This window comes from Roseivivax sediminis (assembly GCF_900112685.1).
Taxonomy (GTDB): domain Bacteria; phylum Pseudomonadota; class Alphaproteobacteria; order Rhodobacterales; family Rhodobacteraceae; genus Roseivivax; species Roseivivax sediminis.
The window spans coordinates 1-16,530 of sequence record NZ_FOMS01000026.1 but is presented as its reverse complement, the minus strand read 5'-3'; the positions used below and the strand labels follow the sequence as shown (position 1 = coordinate 16,530).

Here is a 16,530-nt window from a genome sequence, read left to right as displayed (position 1 = left end):
AATGCCGCGTCAGAGAGGGAGATCTGACTTTCACCAGAACGAAATTCTGGTCGGAGCCCGGTGATTGCCCGGTTGGGGAGTTTTTCAACACCATCGGCCCTTTCTGCCGGTAAGCGAGACCTCGGATCTTCACAAGTGAGCGCTGATTTGGGTCGAGAATGAAACTCCAAGGTTCCAAGTGCCGAGTACGGCTCGAGACCAACATGGGTTCCATGACGACTGCCGACCGTTCTAGGACTTCCTGTCACCGCCCCTGCTGACCGGTCCACTGTCACACCGCATCAAGGACGCTCATGTCGCCTTCTATCATCGTCTCGTAACCCACTGAGACAACGAGGACCTGATGACCGACAGCCCCACCGCCCGCATGATCGCCGATGCCATCGAGGCCAGTGGCAAGAGCCAACGCGAGATCGCCAGCGAGATGGGCTACGAGCGCCCGAACGTGGTCTCGATGATGAAGAACGGCGATATGCGTATGCCACTCGAACGCATTCCCGCCTTCGCCGCCGCCACTGGCGTCGACGCCGAGCTCATGCTGAGGACCGCGATGATCGAGTACATGCCGGCGACCTGGGAGGTAGTGGCAGCGTCACGACGCCAGACAGGCCCGGAGCGAGCCTTTCCCGTACAGGACGCACAGATCAACGTCCGCGGTCCGGCATCCGACATCGAGCGCTTCAAGCAGCTCTGCCAGGCGGAGCGCCGCACCTACTTCGACATGCTCGTGCAGCTCATGGACATCCGCGACGCGACGTTCGACCGGATCATCGACGAGGGGTGACGATGCTACGGGCGACGTCGGTCGCCCCACGCTGCGCAGATATGCGTCAAGAGGCTCAGAATTCGCCCGTGACTGCGTCTATGCAATCTCGGAGGGCAAAGTAGCCACGTCCGGTAGCAGCGGCGCTCACGCGGCGATTCCAGAATTCCCTGTTTGGGTATCATCGAGCCAGAGGAAAGTAAGCGCCTTCCCGGGACCCTACGCGGCGAGGCTTGACGGGTCCTGGAACCGCCAGGGCATGAGCGCTTCGATCCGGCTCTTGGGGTGACCGTCGAGCAGCGCGCGCAGGGTCTGGGTGATGTAGTCGACGGGGTTCACGTCGCTCATATTGCAGGTGGCGATCAGCGAGGCGAGCATCGCCCAGTTCTCGGCGCCGACCTCGTGCCCGGCGAACAGCGCATTCTTCCTCGTAAGGGCAATACTGCGGATCTGGTTCTCGACCGGGTTGGTATCGAGTTCGAGCTGGCCGTCCTCCAGGAAGCGGATCAGGCCGGACCAGAGGCCGAGGGTATAGCGGATGTCCTCGGCAAGCTTCGACGAGCGGGGGATGCGCGAGAGTTGTGCCTCGAGCCAGGGGCGGAATGCGGCGTTGATGGGCGCGGCGTGCTCTCTCCGCGCGGCCAACCGGGTTGCGGGCGGTTGGCCCCGGACCGCCTTCTCGACAGCATGGAGGTCGGCGATCCGGTGCAGGACCTGCTCCGCGATGGGCGAGCCATCGGTTTCCAGCCGCTTCACGAAGCGGCGCCGGACATGGGTCCAGCAATGCACCAGCTGCCACGCGCCCTCCGGACGTTCGACGGCCGTGAGCTTGTCATAGGCACTGTAGCCGTCGCACTGGACGAAGCGGCCGCGATAGCCTTTCAGGAAGCGCAGCGCGTGCGCGGCGCCACGTCCGGGCGCATAGTGGACCATCACGACCGGTGGCCCGGTGCCGCCGTGGCGCCGGTCATCGGCGACCACCGACCAGAAGTATCCGGTCTTCGTGCGCCTGCGTCCCGGCGACAGGACCGGCGCCCGGGTCTCGTCTATTACCCGGCAGGCGCATCCAAAGGATGCTGCCGAGAGGGCATGAAGACCCGGTCGGCGGCCTTCAGATGCTCGCGCATCTGCGCCACTACGGGCCGCAGGTGGAAGCAGGCGCGGCCGACCCAGCTGCCCAGGGTGGCGCGGTCGAGGGTCAGCCCCTGACGGCCGTAGATCTCGGCCTGTCGGTAGAATGGCAGGTGGTCTCCGAACTTCGAGACGATGACCTGCGCGATCAGTGCCTCGGTCGGCAGGCCGCCGGGCACCACGTGCTCAGGAGCATGCGCCTGCACGACGGCTCCCGAGCAGCGGCGGCAGGCATAGGGGGGACGGCGCGTCACCAGCACCCGGAACTGGGCGGGGACGATGTCGAGGCGCTCGGAGGTGTCCTCGCCGATCCTCGTCATCTCGCCGCACCCACATGGGCAGAGTGTGCTCTCCGGGGCGATCACGCGTTCGATGCGGGGCAGATGCTTCGGCAGGTGACCCCGGTTCCGGCCCGGTGCGCGAGGGGCGGCGGCGCCTTCCTTCAGCGCGCGTTTGGCCCGCTCCTGCGCGGCCTCCAGCACGCCCTGGGCGAGCTCGACATCCTCGAGTGGCAGGTTGAACTGCTCCGGGTCGAGCTTCTCGGAGCGCGCCGCGAACTTCTCCCGCTGCAACGCGCCAACGATGCTCTCCAGCCGCCGTTGCGCCTCCACCGCCTCCTCGAGGGCGGCTTCCGTCTCGGCGAGGCGCGCCTTCAGAGAGGCGTTCTCTTCGGAGAGGGCGGTGTCGGTCATGCGGCGGATCATGCACAGCCCCTCCGGGCTTGCCACCGCCAAAGCCCGGTCGAGTCACTACGTCGCAGTCAGCCCGCCAGCTCCGGACGCCGAGCGGCCTCGGGGCGGACCAGGCGCCAGTCGATCCCCTCGAACAGCGCCGCGAACTGGGCGGGCGACATCCGGATCACCCCGTCCCGGACCTCCGGTCCGCCCGCTTGGCGCGGAACACGGCGGCCAGACGAACTTGGCGCCTTCGAGGCGCTTGTGGACCAGCACCATCCCGGTCTGGTCCCAGATCAGCACCTTGATCCGGTCCGCCCGCTTGGCGCGGAACACGAAGGCGGCGCCGCTGAAGGGATCGAGCCCCATCACCTCCTGGACGGCCAGGGCGAGACCATCGATCCCCTTGCGGAAGTCGACCGGTCTGGTTGCCACGTAGATCCGCAACTGCCCGTGCGGCGAGATCATCGCGCCCCCGCCCGGATAGCGCGGATCACCCGCGTCAGCTGCTCCTCGTCGATGTCAGCCTCGACGCGCAGGGTGACGTCCGCCAGGCTCAGCTCGATCCGTCTTGCCGGTGATGGCCCGGAGGGTTTCCCCGGCTCCTCCGGTGGCGTCTCGACCACCAGGGCGGCGAAGGCGGGCTCCGACATCATCTCGTCCGGGACTGCCAGCTTCCCTGCCGCCAGCTTCTTGCGCCAGTCGTAGACCTGCCAGCGCGTTACCCCGTGCCGACGGGCGACGTCGGCCACCCTAATGCCCGGCCACAGGCTCTCGGCGGCGATGCGGGCACGCTCGGCCTCACTGCGTTGCCGACGCCCGCTGCGCCCCTCGATCACCTCCATCCGGCACGCGTAGCCGGTGGATGAGCCGTCCAAACAGTCGTCCATTTTGCCGTCCAATCGCCTGTCTCAACAGCGACTGGTCTCTCACGGACCGGCGACCTCAGGCAGGGAGGGGGTCGGCAAGGCGCTTACAGAGGAAACGACCTTGCGACTTCGCGGGGCGCAACGGGGCCGAGCACGATGCCCGCCCGCATCGAGGCTCCAGATATAGATGATGATAATTGAGAAGGCGCCGATCGAGCCTTTCCCGATTTCGCGGCCGGTCGCGACGCCGGACTCTCGGCGCAAGGACGGCCATCCCGCCTAGCGAACCCGGCGTCAGAGCATATGCCGTCGCGCACATCAGTCGGCGCGACCGCGCGTCCGACGTGATCCCAACGCGTCGGACATCACCAACCGCAAGAGGCCCGCCCAAAGAAACCCCACAGCGCTCGAGATTTGTGTCGTGGCTGCGCCTGCGTGTCTGCAGCTACCTGGGAGACACTCGAGCGGAACGCCACTCAGGCGAAGATTCTGAGCTTCCCGCGGACACGCCGGAGCGCGGCGCATCTTTTGACCAACGATCCGCTCCGGCGGAACCGAGACCCGCAATGCGCTCCGGTCGCGCACGAGCCAGAAACGCCGGTCCCCCGGATCCGGGCGGCATCTGCCCCGTCGTCGTCCGCGACGCGTCAGCCTGCTGCGCGCCCACGCCGGTCACCTTAGCGTCGGCATCGCGTTTCCTCGGCGAGGACCATGCATTGGCCGGCGCCATCCGCCAGGGCCTCGGCCGTGACTTCTTCCCGGTCGACCGCGTCCGTCTCGCGCGGACCGGCGAGACGGACCGCGGTCGTTGCGTCGCGGAAGCGAACCGCGGGACTCCGACGATCTCTGCGGATGCGAGCCGGCACGCCGGAGTGCGTACAATATGGTGCGCATGCGCCTTAGAGGCCGGGATTGTTCCATGGCGAGCTATGCTAGAATTCCTGTGGGTTACGGCCACAGCGAAACGCCACTGTGTGGGCAAATCTTGGAGGTTGGGGTCGGATACCGCCAAGTCCTGCAGCCAGCCAAGGCCGGTATGGCAGCGGCGCGTCCAAGGTCAGCCTCGGCGCCTTACGAACCGGACGCGGCGCTCAGCGCGTCTACGCCCACTCCTTGTAGCTGCGAGCGTGGTGATGCCGGCCATGAAGCCCAGCCAGGCGCGGGACAGTCATCGACCATTCCGGGGCGTGCGTAAAGCAAGTTGACCCCACGCCCCCGGGAAGCTGCACGAGGTATATGTGCGCGACGGCTCGCCGATTTCGGCAAAGGGGCTTGGCAGGATCGCCGACCACGACCGTATCGAGGCTGAGTTCCGGGCCTCTCGGTCGAAGCACGCCTATCCGTGGGGCTGTGGTACTGCAGCCGCCCGCCCCATCCAGCACAATCGCCCCTGAGAGCCTCAGGATGCCCCCGTGGTGAGGCTTGAAGCGTTTTAGCGACCTTCGCTCACGGCGAGCGAAACTTCACTGTGACGGCCATTCTTGGAATGCTCACATACCGCGGCTACCTACTCGGGCAATGATCCGGACAGCAAAGACGCTGTCCCGCGACGCGGAGTCTTGAGACAAGCAAGCACCGCATATAACTGCTCAGATCGAACAACACATTAACACATAAAGCAGCAGCACGTGCGCCGGATCACACATCAAATCCTTCATTCTGAAAAGGACGCTGCGGTCATTGCGATGGACGCTCTCAGCGATCGCGAGTTGCACGATGCCTCCCACCTCACGGAAGATCAGCTCTCGCTCCGGTACAAGCTCACACCGACTGACGCGAGGCAAACTGTCCTTCGCGACAGGTGGCTGGCCACACCGGACGTGAAGCTGAGCGACTACCGCTTCGAGGCGAGGTTCGACTGGATCGAGATCGGCGTCAGCACCAATAAGCCAGTGGTGCCGGTGCATGACGTCCAGCCCAAGCTCAAGAAGGCGCTCGACGACCCTATCCGTGGCGGGGTGCATGTGACCTCGAAGCTGAATCGCAACAAGTTGGAGGAGACCCGCGACCTGCTGATCCTGCTGCACGACCCTTCGCGTCGCCGGTTCGAGAAAATCTTCAACGTCCTCGAGCAGCAGTTCGGCGTGATGGGAAGCGAAGGATGGGTTCAGCACGAGGTTTGGTCGTGGGAACTGGCCGTCGACATATACCCCAAGCGGACCCGAGCACGCGACGATGACGACATGATAGCGCGCCGCGTGCAGATGTCCGAACTCATCCGAAAACACGTAGCCCCTTCGCCGATGTTGATGACCGGCATGTTCTTGGACCCAAAGGACTGGATGCGCAGCCACGACGGCGTGGAGCTTATGCCGCAATTTGCCGGCTCGCTTGGACAACGCGCCCAGCACCTGAAAGACACTCACAAACTACATCTCTCCGCCGCCGACCCGGACAATCATCGTGCCGCTGCGATCGACAACACGGTCTACATCGCGGCGAAGTACCGCGTGGGAAAGTACCGTCTGCAAGACAAGATCAGGGACAAGAGAAAACGCGGCCAACGGACACCGCCGCTGCCTGTAGACGAGCGGCGAACCCGTATCGAGATCACGGTAGGATCGCATCAAGACACGGGTCTGGAAGAACGCTATGAAACCGGCATCAACACGATCGATGATATAGCGAGCTACAGCTTCGACACGCTGAGACGGGATTTGTTCAACTTCGAGCTCCCGACGTTAGCAAAAGACGAGACTGGGCACCCGGCGGAAGAGGAGCTCGCCGTGTTCTCGAAGACCGGATCTCTCGGCTTGAAGCTGATGGCGCAGGGACGAAGAGTAATTGAACGCGCCAAGGGCATACGCGACGGCACGGGCCGCCTGCTCTTGCCCGTTCGACAGAAGGCCCACAACCTCAGGTTCGAGGACCTGAACTGCAAGATCCGTGACGCGCTCAAGGCGGTGGCTACCACCTTCGAGGAGGGCTGAGACTGCGGGAAGTCGCACGTTCTACGTGTGCTCGTGACCACCTGAGCCGTACGTCTCGCTAGCTGTAGCTCTCACGCTCACTCCCTCAGCGACACAGAGGCGTTTTCTGCGAGCTATTAGAGCGCGCGTGCTAGGCGCTACGCCATCGAGCCGAGCAGAAGCTCGAAAGTCCTTTATAACAAGGCTGATCGCCTGCCGGGTGCAAGTCCTGGCAACCGCAGGCTCGGAGAAAAAACTGCACGAAAAGTCACCAGGAGCTGATCACGATCACAGCTTTTACACGTCCCGATGCAGCGTAACTTTTACGACTCAGCCCGAGCCGATTTCAAGAACATACGCTACCAAAAGTATCTCCGGCTGTCATCCTCCCGCGGCAGGATGAAACGAGACATCTCGCCCTTCCAGTGTGCAGTCGCTCTGCCCTCGCCCACTCCGTGAGCCCGGCTGCGAGCGTCGCACCCGCCGCCAAGCACTGAGGGAGCCTGCTCGCTCGCCATGTCCCTGAGGCCCACCAGGTCGCTCGCTGGCTGGCTCCGCACAATATCAGCACTCCCCCACTGCGCCGTGGTCGCGGACCTCGCCAGCGCGCGGCTCAACCATCCTCGTGATCGTCGATCTGCCTCTCGTCGTCGTAGCTGCGCAGCAGGCGACTGACTGTGTCGGCGCGCCATGGTCGGCCGCGGGTCGTTGTCAGTCCGCGCTCGTTTGCGGCATCGGCGATCGCTCTCGCCCTCGTGGGACGCGCTGCGGACTTGGCCTCCGATCGTATATCGGCGAGTTGCTGTGCCTTCTCGCGGGAGGCTCGTCTGCGCGTCTTGGCCGACGCACTGTTCGCTGCGGCCGTCTGCTCTGTCAGTTCCTCCTTCGGTTTGGCCCGCCTCTTGCGCGGGGCAAGGTCGAAGTAAGGCGTCAGCACGCCACTGGTGATGAGTTCCTCGCGCCTATCGATAAAGTTCGAGAATATTCCACGTTGCCGTAAGTCCACAATGCGGTCACCGTACGCTTTGAGCGCTTCGAGGATGTCCGACTTCGCTTCGTCGTCAGTGCAGACCCGAAACAAGCGGCTTGTATCGTCCATGACAATCGTAGATCCACGCCTTTCGGCAGACTCGAGCAATTGCATCAACTTCGGCAGCGAGCGTCGACCTCGGATTTTTCTAACGTAATCGAATTCTAGACGAATCTTGGCCCCCTTGCTTTCGGCCCACCAACGCAGGTTCTCAACCTGCCGCTTGGCGCCGGGATGCTTCGGGCTGACGTCACGTGGACCGGACGTGACGAGGATGTATCCAACTACGGCCACGGCATTTGCGTATACACTACACGTGCGCGCATCAACCCCGACGAGGTAACGCGAATATCAGGCGGTGATACGTCGGGTTTGCATGGGGGAACCGCAGCGAGGCTGAACGCCATGCTCCTGAGTTCGAACATTTTTTCACGCAAAACTGGTTTCCTGCCCGACGGACGAGTCCACGCGTCGTATAATGGGAGCATGAGCAATCAAGAAGAAGAGGTGCACATGCCCCGGCCCACCGAGAAGACCGTCAAGGACGCCTGCGACAGCTGGCTGAAAACCTGCGAGCGCAATGATCTGGAGCGGTCGACGCTCAAGGCGTATCGAAGCCATGCCCGCGTGCATATCGAGCCGAGGATCGGTAGGACACTGGTCGCCGAGCTGTCGCGGAGCCAGGTGCGGGACTTCATGCACGACTTGCTCGATGACGGCGTCTCCCCTGCCCTCGTGCGCAAGGTCATGGTCAGCTTGCGTGCTGTGCTCGCCGAGGCGGTCGAGCGAGAATGGATCGAACACAACGTCGCCACAGATGTGAAGATGCGCCGTAGGCGGCGCAGCGAGAGCGACGAGCGGGTAATCCCGACGAAAGAGGAGATCCGGCTGATCCTGGAGAACGCTCCGGCATCGCACCGGGTGATGTTCGTCACAGCCATCTTCACCGGAATGCGCATCTCGGAGCTTCGCGGTCTCACTTGGAAGCATGTCGATCTCGAGCGCGGCATGATCCGCATCCGTCAGCGCGCGGACGAGAACTGCCGGTTGGGCGCCCCGAAGAGCAAGGCCGGGGTTCGCGACATTCCGATGTCACCTGCGGTGAAGAGAGAGCTGACGGCGTGGCAAGCGCGGACGCCGGAAACCGAGCTCGGCCTCGTCTTCCCGAACGGCGCCGGCAAGATCCAGAACTACGCGAACATCTACAATCGCATCTTCAAGCCGATGCTCGTCGCTAACGGCATCGTCAACGACGACGGCGAAGCCAAGTTCGGCATCCACGCGCTCCGACACGCCGCGGCCTCGCTGTTCATCGAGCAAGGCTGGAATCCGAAGAAGATCCAGACGCTTCTCGGCCATGCATCAATCAATATGACGATGGACGTCTACGGCCACCTCTTCGAGAACGCCGAGGAGGACATCTCGATGTTCGAGAAGCTGGAAAGTGATCTTCTGGCAGCTTGAGACGATGGCGTTGCACGTTGATGCGGCAGCGGACACGTGCCGGCATCCAGATACGCATGTCGCAGGACCTTTTTGCCATTCCCTGCACGTGCTCACGGTCCCGTGCAACAGCGTAGGACACCCGCAATGAGGCGAAAACCCCCGACAAGCGCCGCGCGGCGCAAAGATCAGGGTCGGCCAGAGGGCAATCCTGTTTCATTGGTCAACGCGTCGCGACCAGCTCCGAGGAGGCACCTTGGCAATCTTCATTATCTCAGACGTTGGCATCAAACACGCTGCTGCTCCAAGTTCCCGTGGGAAGGGCCTCGCCCCACGCTCAAGTTGCAAACGGGAGTCATCTACACACCAATTTGGAGGTGCCGTCGCGATTGTGCTTTCGGCTGAAGCTACCCCTTTGCATACTGGTCGCAGAGACACGAGGTACAGCTTCATCCATGACGCGCACGACCCGTTCCGCGCTTGCTGTTGCAATCGTCTTCAGCTCATCAGCGACGCTGACCCACGCCGACGGTAGTTTCCTGCAGGTCGATCTGACACCGGAAACCGCAAACGCGGTCGGAGCGGTCGCGCGGGGACCACTGAATTTCGGCCTGAGCTTCAACGACTACGAGGGCGGCTCGGTAGCCGGGGCCAGCCTGACCTATGCGCTCCCGCTCGGTGAAATCGCGACGCTCAAGCTCGGGCCGGCGCTGGCGGCGGTGCGCGACGACGATGACGGCTTCGAGGGGATCGAGGGGGGCGCCAAGGTCGTGCTCGACCGCTACACGCCCACATCCTTCGGCGGGCTTTACCTGCTGGCCGAGGCGAACACGATCCAGAGTTCTTGGTTCGCGCTCGCGCAGACCAGCTTCGGGAACAGCGGCTTTTCGGCCGAACTATCCCGCGGCGGCAGCGACACCTATGACGAAGCGACGTTGGCGATAAACAAGCGGATCGGCAACGGACCGGTGAGCCTGCGCGCCGGCTGGCGGCTCATCTCCGAGCAGGCGTTCGTCGGCGTTTCGATAAACACCTTCTGATGGCGGAGCGTCGCGTCTCCGAACGCCGCCGCACCGATCCGCGGTCCGCCCTGCCCCGGTTGTCACTGGCTGGCGCAATCTGCGGCTTCGTTCTGGCCACCGCTCTGGCGGTGCTGATCGCGCTCACGGCGCTGTTCTCCGCCCGCTGGGACCGGGTTCTCGACTCCGCGCTCGACAGCGCGGTGCGCCTACGCTCGGAAGCTGCGGCCGAGACCCTGGCTCGGCATCTGCACGCGGACTGGCTAGACCTTGAGCAACTGGCCCGGGACATTCCCGCGATGCCGGAAGAGGCGGCCCAGGGACTGATGGAAGGGATGCAGGGCAACGGCCAGCGTCTGACCTGGATCGGCTACGCCGACACCGACGGCACCGTTCTGTCCGCCGCCGACCAAATGCTAGAAGGCGAGAGCGTGGCCGAACGTCCATGGTTCCGCAACGGCATGCGCGGCGGCTTTGCCGGGGACGTGCACGAGTCGCTGCTGCTGACCCGTCGAACCGATGCGGGCACTCCGGATGAGCCGCTGCGCCTGCTCGACCTCTCTCGCCCGGTGCGCGATGCACAGAACGACGTGATCGGCGTCGTTGCCATGCACATTGACTTCGGCTGGGCCGAGCGCGCCCTGTCCGAAACCGCGCGGACGCTGGGCATCGACGCATACCTCATCTCTCCCAACGGCAAGGTGATCGTCTCCTCTGACGGCGGCCGTCCCTCGGCGGCGGAGCTTGAAATCCTGCGCAGCGCGCCCTCCGGCGCGTTGACCGCGGGGCGCGAGACATGGCCCGACGGACAGGACTACTTCGCGACGATGGTCCCAAGTGTTGGCTACGGCGACCTGCCCAGTTTCGGCTGGCGCATGGTGGGCCGATTGCCCGCGGATTCGTTCCGCGCGGGCCTGTCGGACCTGAGGGGTACGCTGACCCTCGGGGCGACGGGACTTGTCGCTATCCTCGCCCTTTTCACGACGATCTTCGTGCTGATCTTCGTACGCCCCATCGGCGCTCTCGGCAGCCTGTCCGATCGGATCGCGGACGGAGAGTTCGTCTATCCGCCGGAATTCGGCGGCACGCGCGAGGCGGCCCGCATTTCGGGCGCCCTGGCGCGCCTCCAGGATCGCCGCGTCCGTGACCGGCGGGAGTGAGGCACGAGCGCGGCCAACGGTAGCCGACGGATTAGGGGGCGGTCTGCCGGTCTCTCCTCCCGTGTTCGGGGCCGGAGCCCGATTCCGCTCAGCGACTGAACGACAGCCGCCGCGCGAGATCGGACGCCATCGCCGCCAGCCGCACGTTCCCCACCCCCGGTGCGTTGCCTTCGGCGTAGAACTTCACGAAAAGCGCTTCCCGCTGCGCCTCGTCGGGCAGGAGCTGCACCCGCGCGCCGTCGCGCGTCTGCGAGATCACAAACGCCTCGATCTGTCCCACATCGGCGATCTCGAGCGTGCCGCGCGCGGTCGGAGGATAGCGCCGTCCTCGCAGCCGGGCGGTATCGGCTGTCAGCGAGGTGAGCCAGACCTCGCGGGCCTCTACGCCGTCATCGAACGTCACGCGCTCGGGCGCATCGGCGATGTGGATCTCGCGGCGGGGCAGTTCCACGCAGGCGATGATCGTGACGCTGAGCACCACCACGTTGTACAGCGACCAGAACAGCACCACCCACTTGCCGTCGCCTGCATCGTTGTAGGCGAACCGGTCCGACACGATCCCCAGGCACAGGCCAATCAGCGTAAGCCCGAGAAAGATGGCGAAGGGTGCCATCATCCGCCATTGCACGACGATGCCCGACCTGTCCCCGCCCTTGGCTGTGACCGAGAAGGGATGACCGTGCGGTTTCAGCAGCCCGGTAAAGGCTGCGCGGCTGATGGGAATGGCGCCGATCAACTGACTGACGTCGTTCAGGATCGGCACGACCATACCGCGACTCAAGAGGTTCAGCACCACGATGATCCACAGGTAGAACGTGCCGAAATGGCTGATGACGTCCGGCAGCCGCGCGTCGACCACGGTAATGTTGAAGAACCAGTAGAGCAGCGGAAAGACCACCGCTGCGATCCGGAACGGGAAGGTCGTCATCCAGTAGAAGACTGAGTCGACCACGCTCCAACGGTCGCGCAGCCGCAGGCCGTTCTTCGCGAACGGCCCCATCGACGAGCGCGCGATCTGCATCAGGCCGAGGCACCACCGGGCGCGCTGTGTGACGTATTCCTTGAGACCCTCGGGCGCGAGGCCCTCGGTCAACGGCTCGGCGAGATAGACCGACCGCCAGCCGATGCTCTGTAGCGCGAGCGTGAGCATGAAGTCCTCGGTCACGCTTTCGGTGGGCAGCCCGCCCAGGTCCTGCAGGGCCTGCCAGCGACAGACCGACGAGGTGCCGCAGCAGAACGCGATCCCCCACGCGTCACGCGACGCCTGCATGTGGTCGAAGAAGAAGCGCTGCTCGTCGGGATAGGATCGCGCGACGCCGAGATTGTGCTGGATCGGGTCGGCGTTGAAGAAATGCTGCGGCGTCTGGACGAGGCCGACTTCGGGGTCGTGGAACAGCGCCAGCGTTCGCGAGATGAAGCCCCGATGCGGTACGAAGTCCGCGTCCAGCACGGCGACGAAGTCCGGCACCACCGGGTCCTCTGCCAGCCGGGCCAGCGCGTGATTAATGTTGCCGGCCTTCGAGCCCTTGTTGTCCGGCCGCCGCATGTAGCGCACGCCCTGAGCGGCACAATAGTCGCGCAGCCAGTCCCGGCGCCCGTCGTCCAGGACCAGCACCTCCTTGTTGGAATGCCGCAGCGACTTGGCGCCGATGATTGTCCGGGCGAGCACGTCGAGTTCCTCGTTGTAGGTTGCGATCAGGATCGCCACACGCGGCTCGTCCTCGCCCCACCAGCCGGCATTTGCGTCCGCCTCGGGCGTGCGGTCGCGCACGCGCATCATGATGACGAAGGCGCTGAGGGAGCCCACGAGCGACACCATTTCGAGGGTCAGCAAGGCGGCGCTTGCCGCGAAGTCGACGGTGAGCCCGACCGGGGCCAGCGTTTCGGTAACGCGCCAGAACGCGTAGCGCAGCGCCAGGGCGATCGCGACGACGAAGAGGATCCCCCGGTGCCACGCGTTCGACCGGTCGACAACGAAGGGCAGCACCATCGCCACGCCCGCCACCAGCACCACCTGGAAGTAGGCCGACCCCAGCTCGCCGACATGCGGATAGTGAAACATCTCAGTTCAGCAGCCCGCGCAGGCCGTCGAGCGGGCGCCCGTCGAAGAAGGCGCGGCCCGTGCGGCCGACGGCACAGCCAAGCTCGGGGTGATCGTTCAGCGCAGGCACAAGGATGGCAACGTCGTAGCGTTCGAGGTGGCGCTGCGAGGGCGCGATGGCGATGTTGCGATAGATCGTCTCGGCGCCGCTGCCGGCGAGCCGGGCCACCGTCGCCTCGAACACCTGCCCGTCCCCGAGCATACGGAACGATGCCGACTGGCCGATGCGCAGCGAATTGTAGACGCGCTCGGTCACCGAGAGCGTCACGAAGGTGGAATCGCAGTCGACGAGCCGCAGGATCGGATCGCCGCGCTGCACGGTCACCCCGTCGGCCTGCAGCACCTCCCAGTAGCGGCCGTTCACCGGGGCGGCGATGTCTCCGCCGCCGAAGCGGCTCACGCGTACTTCCTCCTGCCGCACGCGCCGTTCGATCGCGGCGAGGCGCGCCTCGGCATTGGCGAAATCGGCCTCGTGACCGGCCAACACGCTTTCGAGCTCCACCGCACGCTGCTCGGCGTTGGGGGAATCATTGTAGCCGTCGCCAAGAAACACGTCTTGCTCGGCTGCGCGCACGGCGATCTCCAGCACCTCCACCCGCTCGCGCGCATGGTTCAGGGCGAGATCGGTGCGCAGGGGTTCGAACTGCACCCGCGCGGAGTCGGTGTCGAAGCCTTCGGCGAGCTGCTGCGCCTCTGCGTCGGGCGACCCGCCGTCTTCGAGCATGTCGAGCCGTGTCCGCGCGTGTTGGAGGCGGGTGCGCAGATCCGCGAGCCGCTCCTTTCGATAAAGCTCGGTACGGTCCAGCAGATCCTCGCGGATGGCGCGGGTCTCTGCGATCAACGCGGACGCGCGCTCCACGTCCGCCTCCGAGAAGTCCAGCTCCATCCGCAAATCGTCGAGCCGGACGCTGTCGACCAGCGGATCATCGATCGAGGCCATCGCCTCGCCCTCTGTCACCAGCGATCCAAGGGCGCGGTCGGGAAGGCTGAGCGTGCCGGCAACGTCGGCGCGCACGGTGCTCACCCGTGCATTCACCACGGCATTGGCGCTGGCCCCCGACATCTGTTCGCCGACGATGATCCAGCCGGCCAGAAGTATCACCACGAGACCGGTGATAAGTCGCACGATCCGCATGACGTCTTGCCCTTATCCTGTCCAACCACAACCTTAGCGCGCATAAGCGCTTAAGGCATTCCCGTATCTCCCCTTTTTCTGTAGAGAGAAATTGGCGTCATTTTGGCGGGGCGCACGCACTGTTTTCCCGTGCTGCCAAGGCTGCGAGCATGTGCAACGCCGCCGGATAGTACGGCCCGTCGAGGGAAGGCGCGCCCGGCGGCTCCACTGGGGAGCATGCGGCCAGCCGAGCCACAGCGCGATAACCCGGTAGGTCGCTCGTCGCCGTCGGTTCACCGGCCTCCCCACGCGCGACGGTCACGGCGCCCGACGGCTCGTCCGGGGCAAGCTGGCTGGCGGCAAGACGCACGGCCGCGTGCGCATCCCGCCCCGACCACACGAGGTAAAGCGGTATTCGCAAAGCGTCGTAGGCCGAGCGCAGATCGTGGCCCGTGGGGCTCTCGTAGCCCCTCGCCGTCACGTCGATCCAGTCGGGCAGAAGCCCCGTTGCCGCCAGTTCGGCAAGACAGGTTTCGCCGTGGTCCGCCGCCCGGACCAGCCGCGTGTCGCCCGTGTCGGTGCCCAGTTCGCGCAGCGCACGCGGCATGATGTAGGACGGGTTCAGCAGCACGCGCTCCTCGGTCGCCAGTGCCTCAGCCGAGGGGCGCAGCAGCAGCTCCGCCCCGGCGCGGGGATCCGGCCAAAGGCAACTTCCCGAAATATCCGCGGTGATGGCCGAGTGGATGTCCTGCTCCACCGGCCAGCCGGAATCGCGGCGCGCCCGCAAGAGCGCCCACGCGCGAAAAAGATCGCCGTCGGTCGCGTTGTGCCAGTCCTCACCCATCACGCCGCCGCCGGGTGTCCACCGCCAAGCCATGAGCGCATCCTCGCGGATCAACAGATGCGCACGTGTCCAAGCTTCGATCCGCTCGAACGCGTCGCGGTCGCCTGCGCCCTGGGCCAGCAGCAATGCGTAGCCCTGCCCCTCAGAGTGGCTGATACCGGCCTGTTCGGGGTCGACCACACGGCCCTCGGGTTCGAGAAAACGCGTTTTCCAGCGCCTCCACGCCGCCACCAGCCCTGCCCCGCTCGAATCCGCGGGTGCCGCAACGGACAAACTCATGAGGCCGAGCATCCCGAGGAAAGAACGTCTCTGCAAGGCAGCCTCCCTTTGCGGCCCGGTCCCCGGGCAAGTTCGCACGAAGCTCGCTCAAGATCGTAACTCGTCCAATTGTCAAGCGACATGCCAGAAGCGGCACAGTGAATTCTGGTCCCGGCCAAGGAGTTGAGAAGTAATGCGCACGTCGTCTGAGACGTAGCTTAAAAGACTGACAATGCGCCGGGCTGTTTTGCGTTTGCGTACGAACTACACCCACCCTTACTCCTCAGGACGGATTGAAAATCCTCGTGTCGGTGGTTCGATTCCGCCCCCGGGCACCATCTTGTCCAACGGTCGATGTGTAGGCGAAACGTCCGCAATTGCCCTAAACGCGACTTGCTTTGCGCCCTTACCGGCGCGACACCGACCCGCTCGCCGGCCCGGATGGCCCCGAGCTTTTCCCGAGAGTAATGGTCTCCCATGCACCCTGCCCTTCGCGCGGCCCTCGACGATCGCGGCTACACCACGTTGACACCCGTTCAGACATCGGTGCTCGACCCGACGTTGAAAGGTCGTGACCTGCTGGTCTCGGCGCAAACCGGTTCGGGCAAGACGCTGGGCTTCGGCCTTGCCATCGCGCCCACGCTGCTGGGCGACGAAGATGCCTTCACGCCGGGCGCCACGCCTCTTGCCGTGGTCATTGCGCCGACGCGCGAGCTGGCCTTGCAGGTCAAACGGGAGCTCGGGTGGCTCTATGCCAAGGCGGGGGCGGTCCTGGCCTCCTGCGTCGGAGGCATGGACATGCGCGACGAACGCCGCGCGCTGGACCGCGGGGCGCATATCGTCGCCGCTACGCCGGGACGGCTGCGCGACCACATCAGCCGCGGCTCCATCGACCTTTCCGCCGTGCGCGCCGTCGTCCTCGACGAGGCCGACGAAATGCTCGACCTCGGATTCCGAGAGGAACTCGAATTCATCCTGGACGAGTTGCCCTCCGAACGGCAGACCTTGCTGTTTTCGGCCACCGTTCCGCCCGCCATCGCGGCGCTTGCGAAAGGCTACCAGAACGACGCCGCACGGATCGTCGCCAAGTCCGAAACGCCGCAGCACGACGATATCGAGTACCGCGCATCGATGGTGGCCGAACGGGATGTCGACAACGCGGTGATCAACACGTTGCGGTATCACGAAGCGCCCAATGCGCTGGTCTTTGCCAAC

Annotated in this window: 12 protein-coding genes and 1 pseudogene; 6 read left to right on the top strand and 7 right to left on the bottom strand. The window is 64.9% G+C overall.

Annotation, left to right across the window (positions count from 1 at the left end):
• Positions 1–343: 343 nt before the first annotated feature.
• On the top strand, positions 344–784 hold the full coding sequence (locus F3H57_RS21825) for a ribbon-helix-helix protein (RefSeq protein WP_149759015.1): 441 nt from the start codon (positions 344–346) through the stop codon (positions 782–784).
• Positions 785–982: 198 nt separating this feature from the next.
• Here F3H57_RS21825 and tnpC read toward each other — a convergent pair.
• The 3 genes and pseudogenes from tnpC to tnpA all read right to left on the bottom strand — a co-directional run bounded on the left by tnpC (position 983) and on the right by tnpA (position 3,458).
• A pseudogene (gene tnpC, locus F3H57_RS21820) lies at positions 983–2,586 on the bottom strand (IS66 family transposase).
• A gap of 57 nt (positions 2,587–2,643) precedes the next feature.
• Positions 2,644–3,036: an IS66 family insertion sequence element accessory protein TnpB gene (tnpB, locus tag F3H57_RS21815; protein ID WP_223163199.1), complete on the bottom strand. Its 393-nt coding sequence runs from the start codon at positions 3,034–3,036 to the stop codon at positions 2,644–2,646.
• Positions 3,033–3,458, bottom strand: a complete 426-nt coding sequence (gene tnpA, locus F3H57_RS21810; protein WP_149759013.1) for an IS66-like element accessory protein TnpA — start codon at positions 3,456–3,458, stop codon at positions 3,033–3,035. The genes tnpB and tnpA overlap by 4 nt, the downstream gene beginning before the upstream one ends.
• 1,607 nt (positions 3,459–5,065) lie before the next feature.
• Here tnpA and F3H57_RS21805 point away from each other — a divergent pair.
• On the top strand, positions 5,066–6,367 hold the full coding sequence (locus tag F3H57_RS21805; protein WP_149759011.1) for a hypothetical protein: 1,302 nt from the start codon (positions 5,066–5,068) through the stop codon (positions 6,365–6,367).
• Between the two features lie 592 nt (positions 6,368–6,959).
• On the opposite strand, the gene F3H57_RS21800 is transcribed toward F3H57_RS21805, so the two are convergent.
• On the bottom strand, positions 6,960–7,445 hold the full coding sequence (locus F3H57_RS21800; RefSeq protein WP_223163198.1) for a recombinase family protein: 486 nt from the start codon (positions 7,443–7,445) through the stop codon (positions 6,960–6,962).
• 417 nt (positions 7,446–7,862) lie between these two features.
• On the opposite strand from F3H57_RS21800, the gene F3H57_RS21795 reads away from it, so the two are divergent.
• The 3 genes from F3H57_RS21795 (at position 7,863) to F3H57_RS21785 (ending at position 10,998) form a co-directional block, all read left to right on the top strand.
• Positions 7,863–8,840 carry a tyrosine-type recombinase/integrase gene (locus F3H57_RS21795; protein ID WP_223163197.1) on the top strand — a complete coding sequence of 326 codons (978 nt, stop codon included), beginning with the start codon at positions 7,863–7,865 and terminating at the stop codon, positions 8,838–8,840.
• 434 nt (positions 8,841–9,274) lie between these two features.
• A complete protein-coding gene (locus F3H57_RS21790; protein WP_149759007.1) occupies positions 9,275–9,859 on the top strand; it encodes a hypothetical protein in 585 nt (194 codons plus the stop codon).
• Positions 9,859–10,998 carry a cache domain-containing protein gene (locus F3H57_RS21785; protein ID WP_149759006.1) on the top strand — a complete coding sequence of 380 codons (1,140 nt, stop codon included), beginning with the start codon at positions 9,859–9,861 and terminating at the stop codon, positions 10,996–10,998. The genes F3H57_RS21790 and F3H57_RS21785 overlap by 1 nt, the downstream gene beginning before the upstream one ends.
• A gap of 88 nt (positions 10,999–11,086) precedes the next feature.
• On the opposite strand, the gene F3H57_RS21780 is transcribed toward F3H57_RS21785, so the two are convergent.
• The 3 genes from F3H57_RS21780 to F3H57_RS21770 form a co-directional block, all read right to left on the bottom strand.
• Positions 11,087–13,060, bottom strand: a complete 1,974-nt coding sequence (locus tag F3H57_RS21780; RefSeq protein ID WP_149759004.1) for a glycosyltransferase — start codon at positions 13,058–13,060, stop codon at positions 11,087–11,089.
• A gap of 1 nt (position 13,061) precedes the next feature.
• A complete protein-coding gene (locus F3H57_RS21775) occupies positions 13,062–14,234 on the bottom strand; it encodes an HlyD family secretion protein (RefSeq protein WP_149759002.1) in 1,173 nt (390 codons plus the stop codon).
• 97 nt (positions 14,235–14,331) lie between these two features.
• A complete protein-coding gene (locus F3H57_RS21770) occupies positions 14,332–15,372 on the bottom strand; it encodes a glycosyl hydrolase family 8 (protein WP_149759000.1) in 1,041 nt (346 codons plus the stop codon).
• Positions 15,373–15,792: 420 nt separating this feature from the next.
• On the opposite strand from F3H57_RS21770, the gene F3H57_RS21765 reads away from it, so the two are divergent.
• Positions 15,793–16,530, top strand: a 738-nt coding sequence (locus F3H57_RS21765) for a DEAD/DEAH box helicase (RefSeq protein WP_149758998.1), incomplete at its 3' end; no start/stop codon positions are given.

Coding starts and splice junctions, on each gene's coding strand:
- F3H57_RS21800 (WP_223163198.1), bottom strand. CDS start 7,445: ATGGACGATACAAGCCGCTTGTTTCGGGTCTGCACTGACGACGAAGCG.
- F3H57_RS21775 (WP_149759002.1), bottom strand. CDS start 14,234: ATGCGGATCGTGCGACTTATCACCGGTCTCGTGGTGATACTTCTGGCC.
- F3H57_RS21790 (WP_149759007.1), top strand. CDS start 9,275: ATGACGCGCACGACCCGTTCCGCGCTTGCTGTTGCAATCGTCTTCAGC.
- F3H57_RS21780 (WP_149759004.1), bottom strand. CDS start 13,060: ATGTTTCACTATCCGCATGTCGGCGAGCTGGGGTCGGCCTACTTCCAG.
- F3H57_RS21795 (WP_223163197.1), top strand. CDS start 7,863: ATGAGCAATCAAGAAGAAGAGGTGCACATGCCCCGGCCCACCGAGAAG.
- F3H57_RS21785 (WP_149759006.1), top strand. CDS start 9,859: ATGGCGGAGCGTCGCGTCTCCGAACGCCGCCGCACCGATCCGCGGTCC.
- tnpB (WP_223163199.1), bottom strand. CDS start 3,036: ATGATCTCGCCGCACGGGCAGTTGCGGATCTACGTGGCAACCAGACCG.
- tnpA (WP_149759013.1), bottom strand. CDS start 3,458: ATGGACGACTGTTTGGACGGCTCATCCACCGGCTACGCGTGCCGGATG.
- F3H57_RS21825 (WP_149759015.1), top strand. CDS start 344: ATGACCGACAGCCCCACCGCCCGCATGATCGCCGATGCCATCGAGGCC.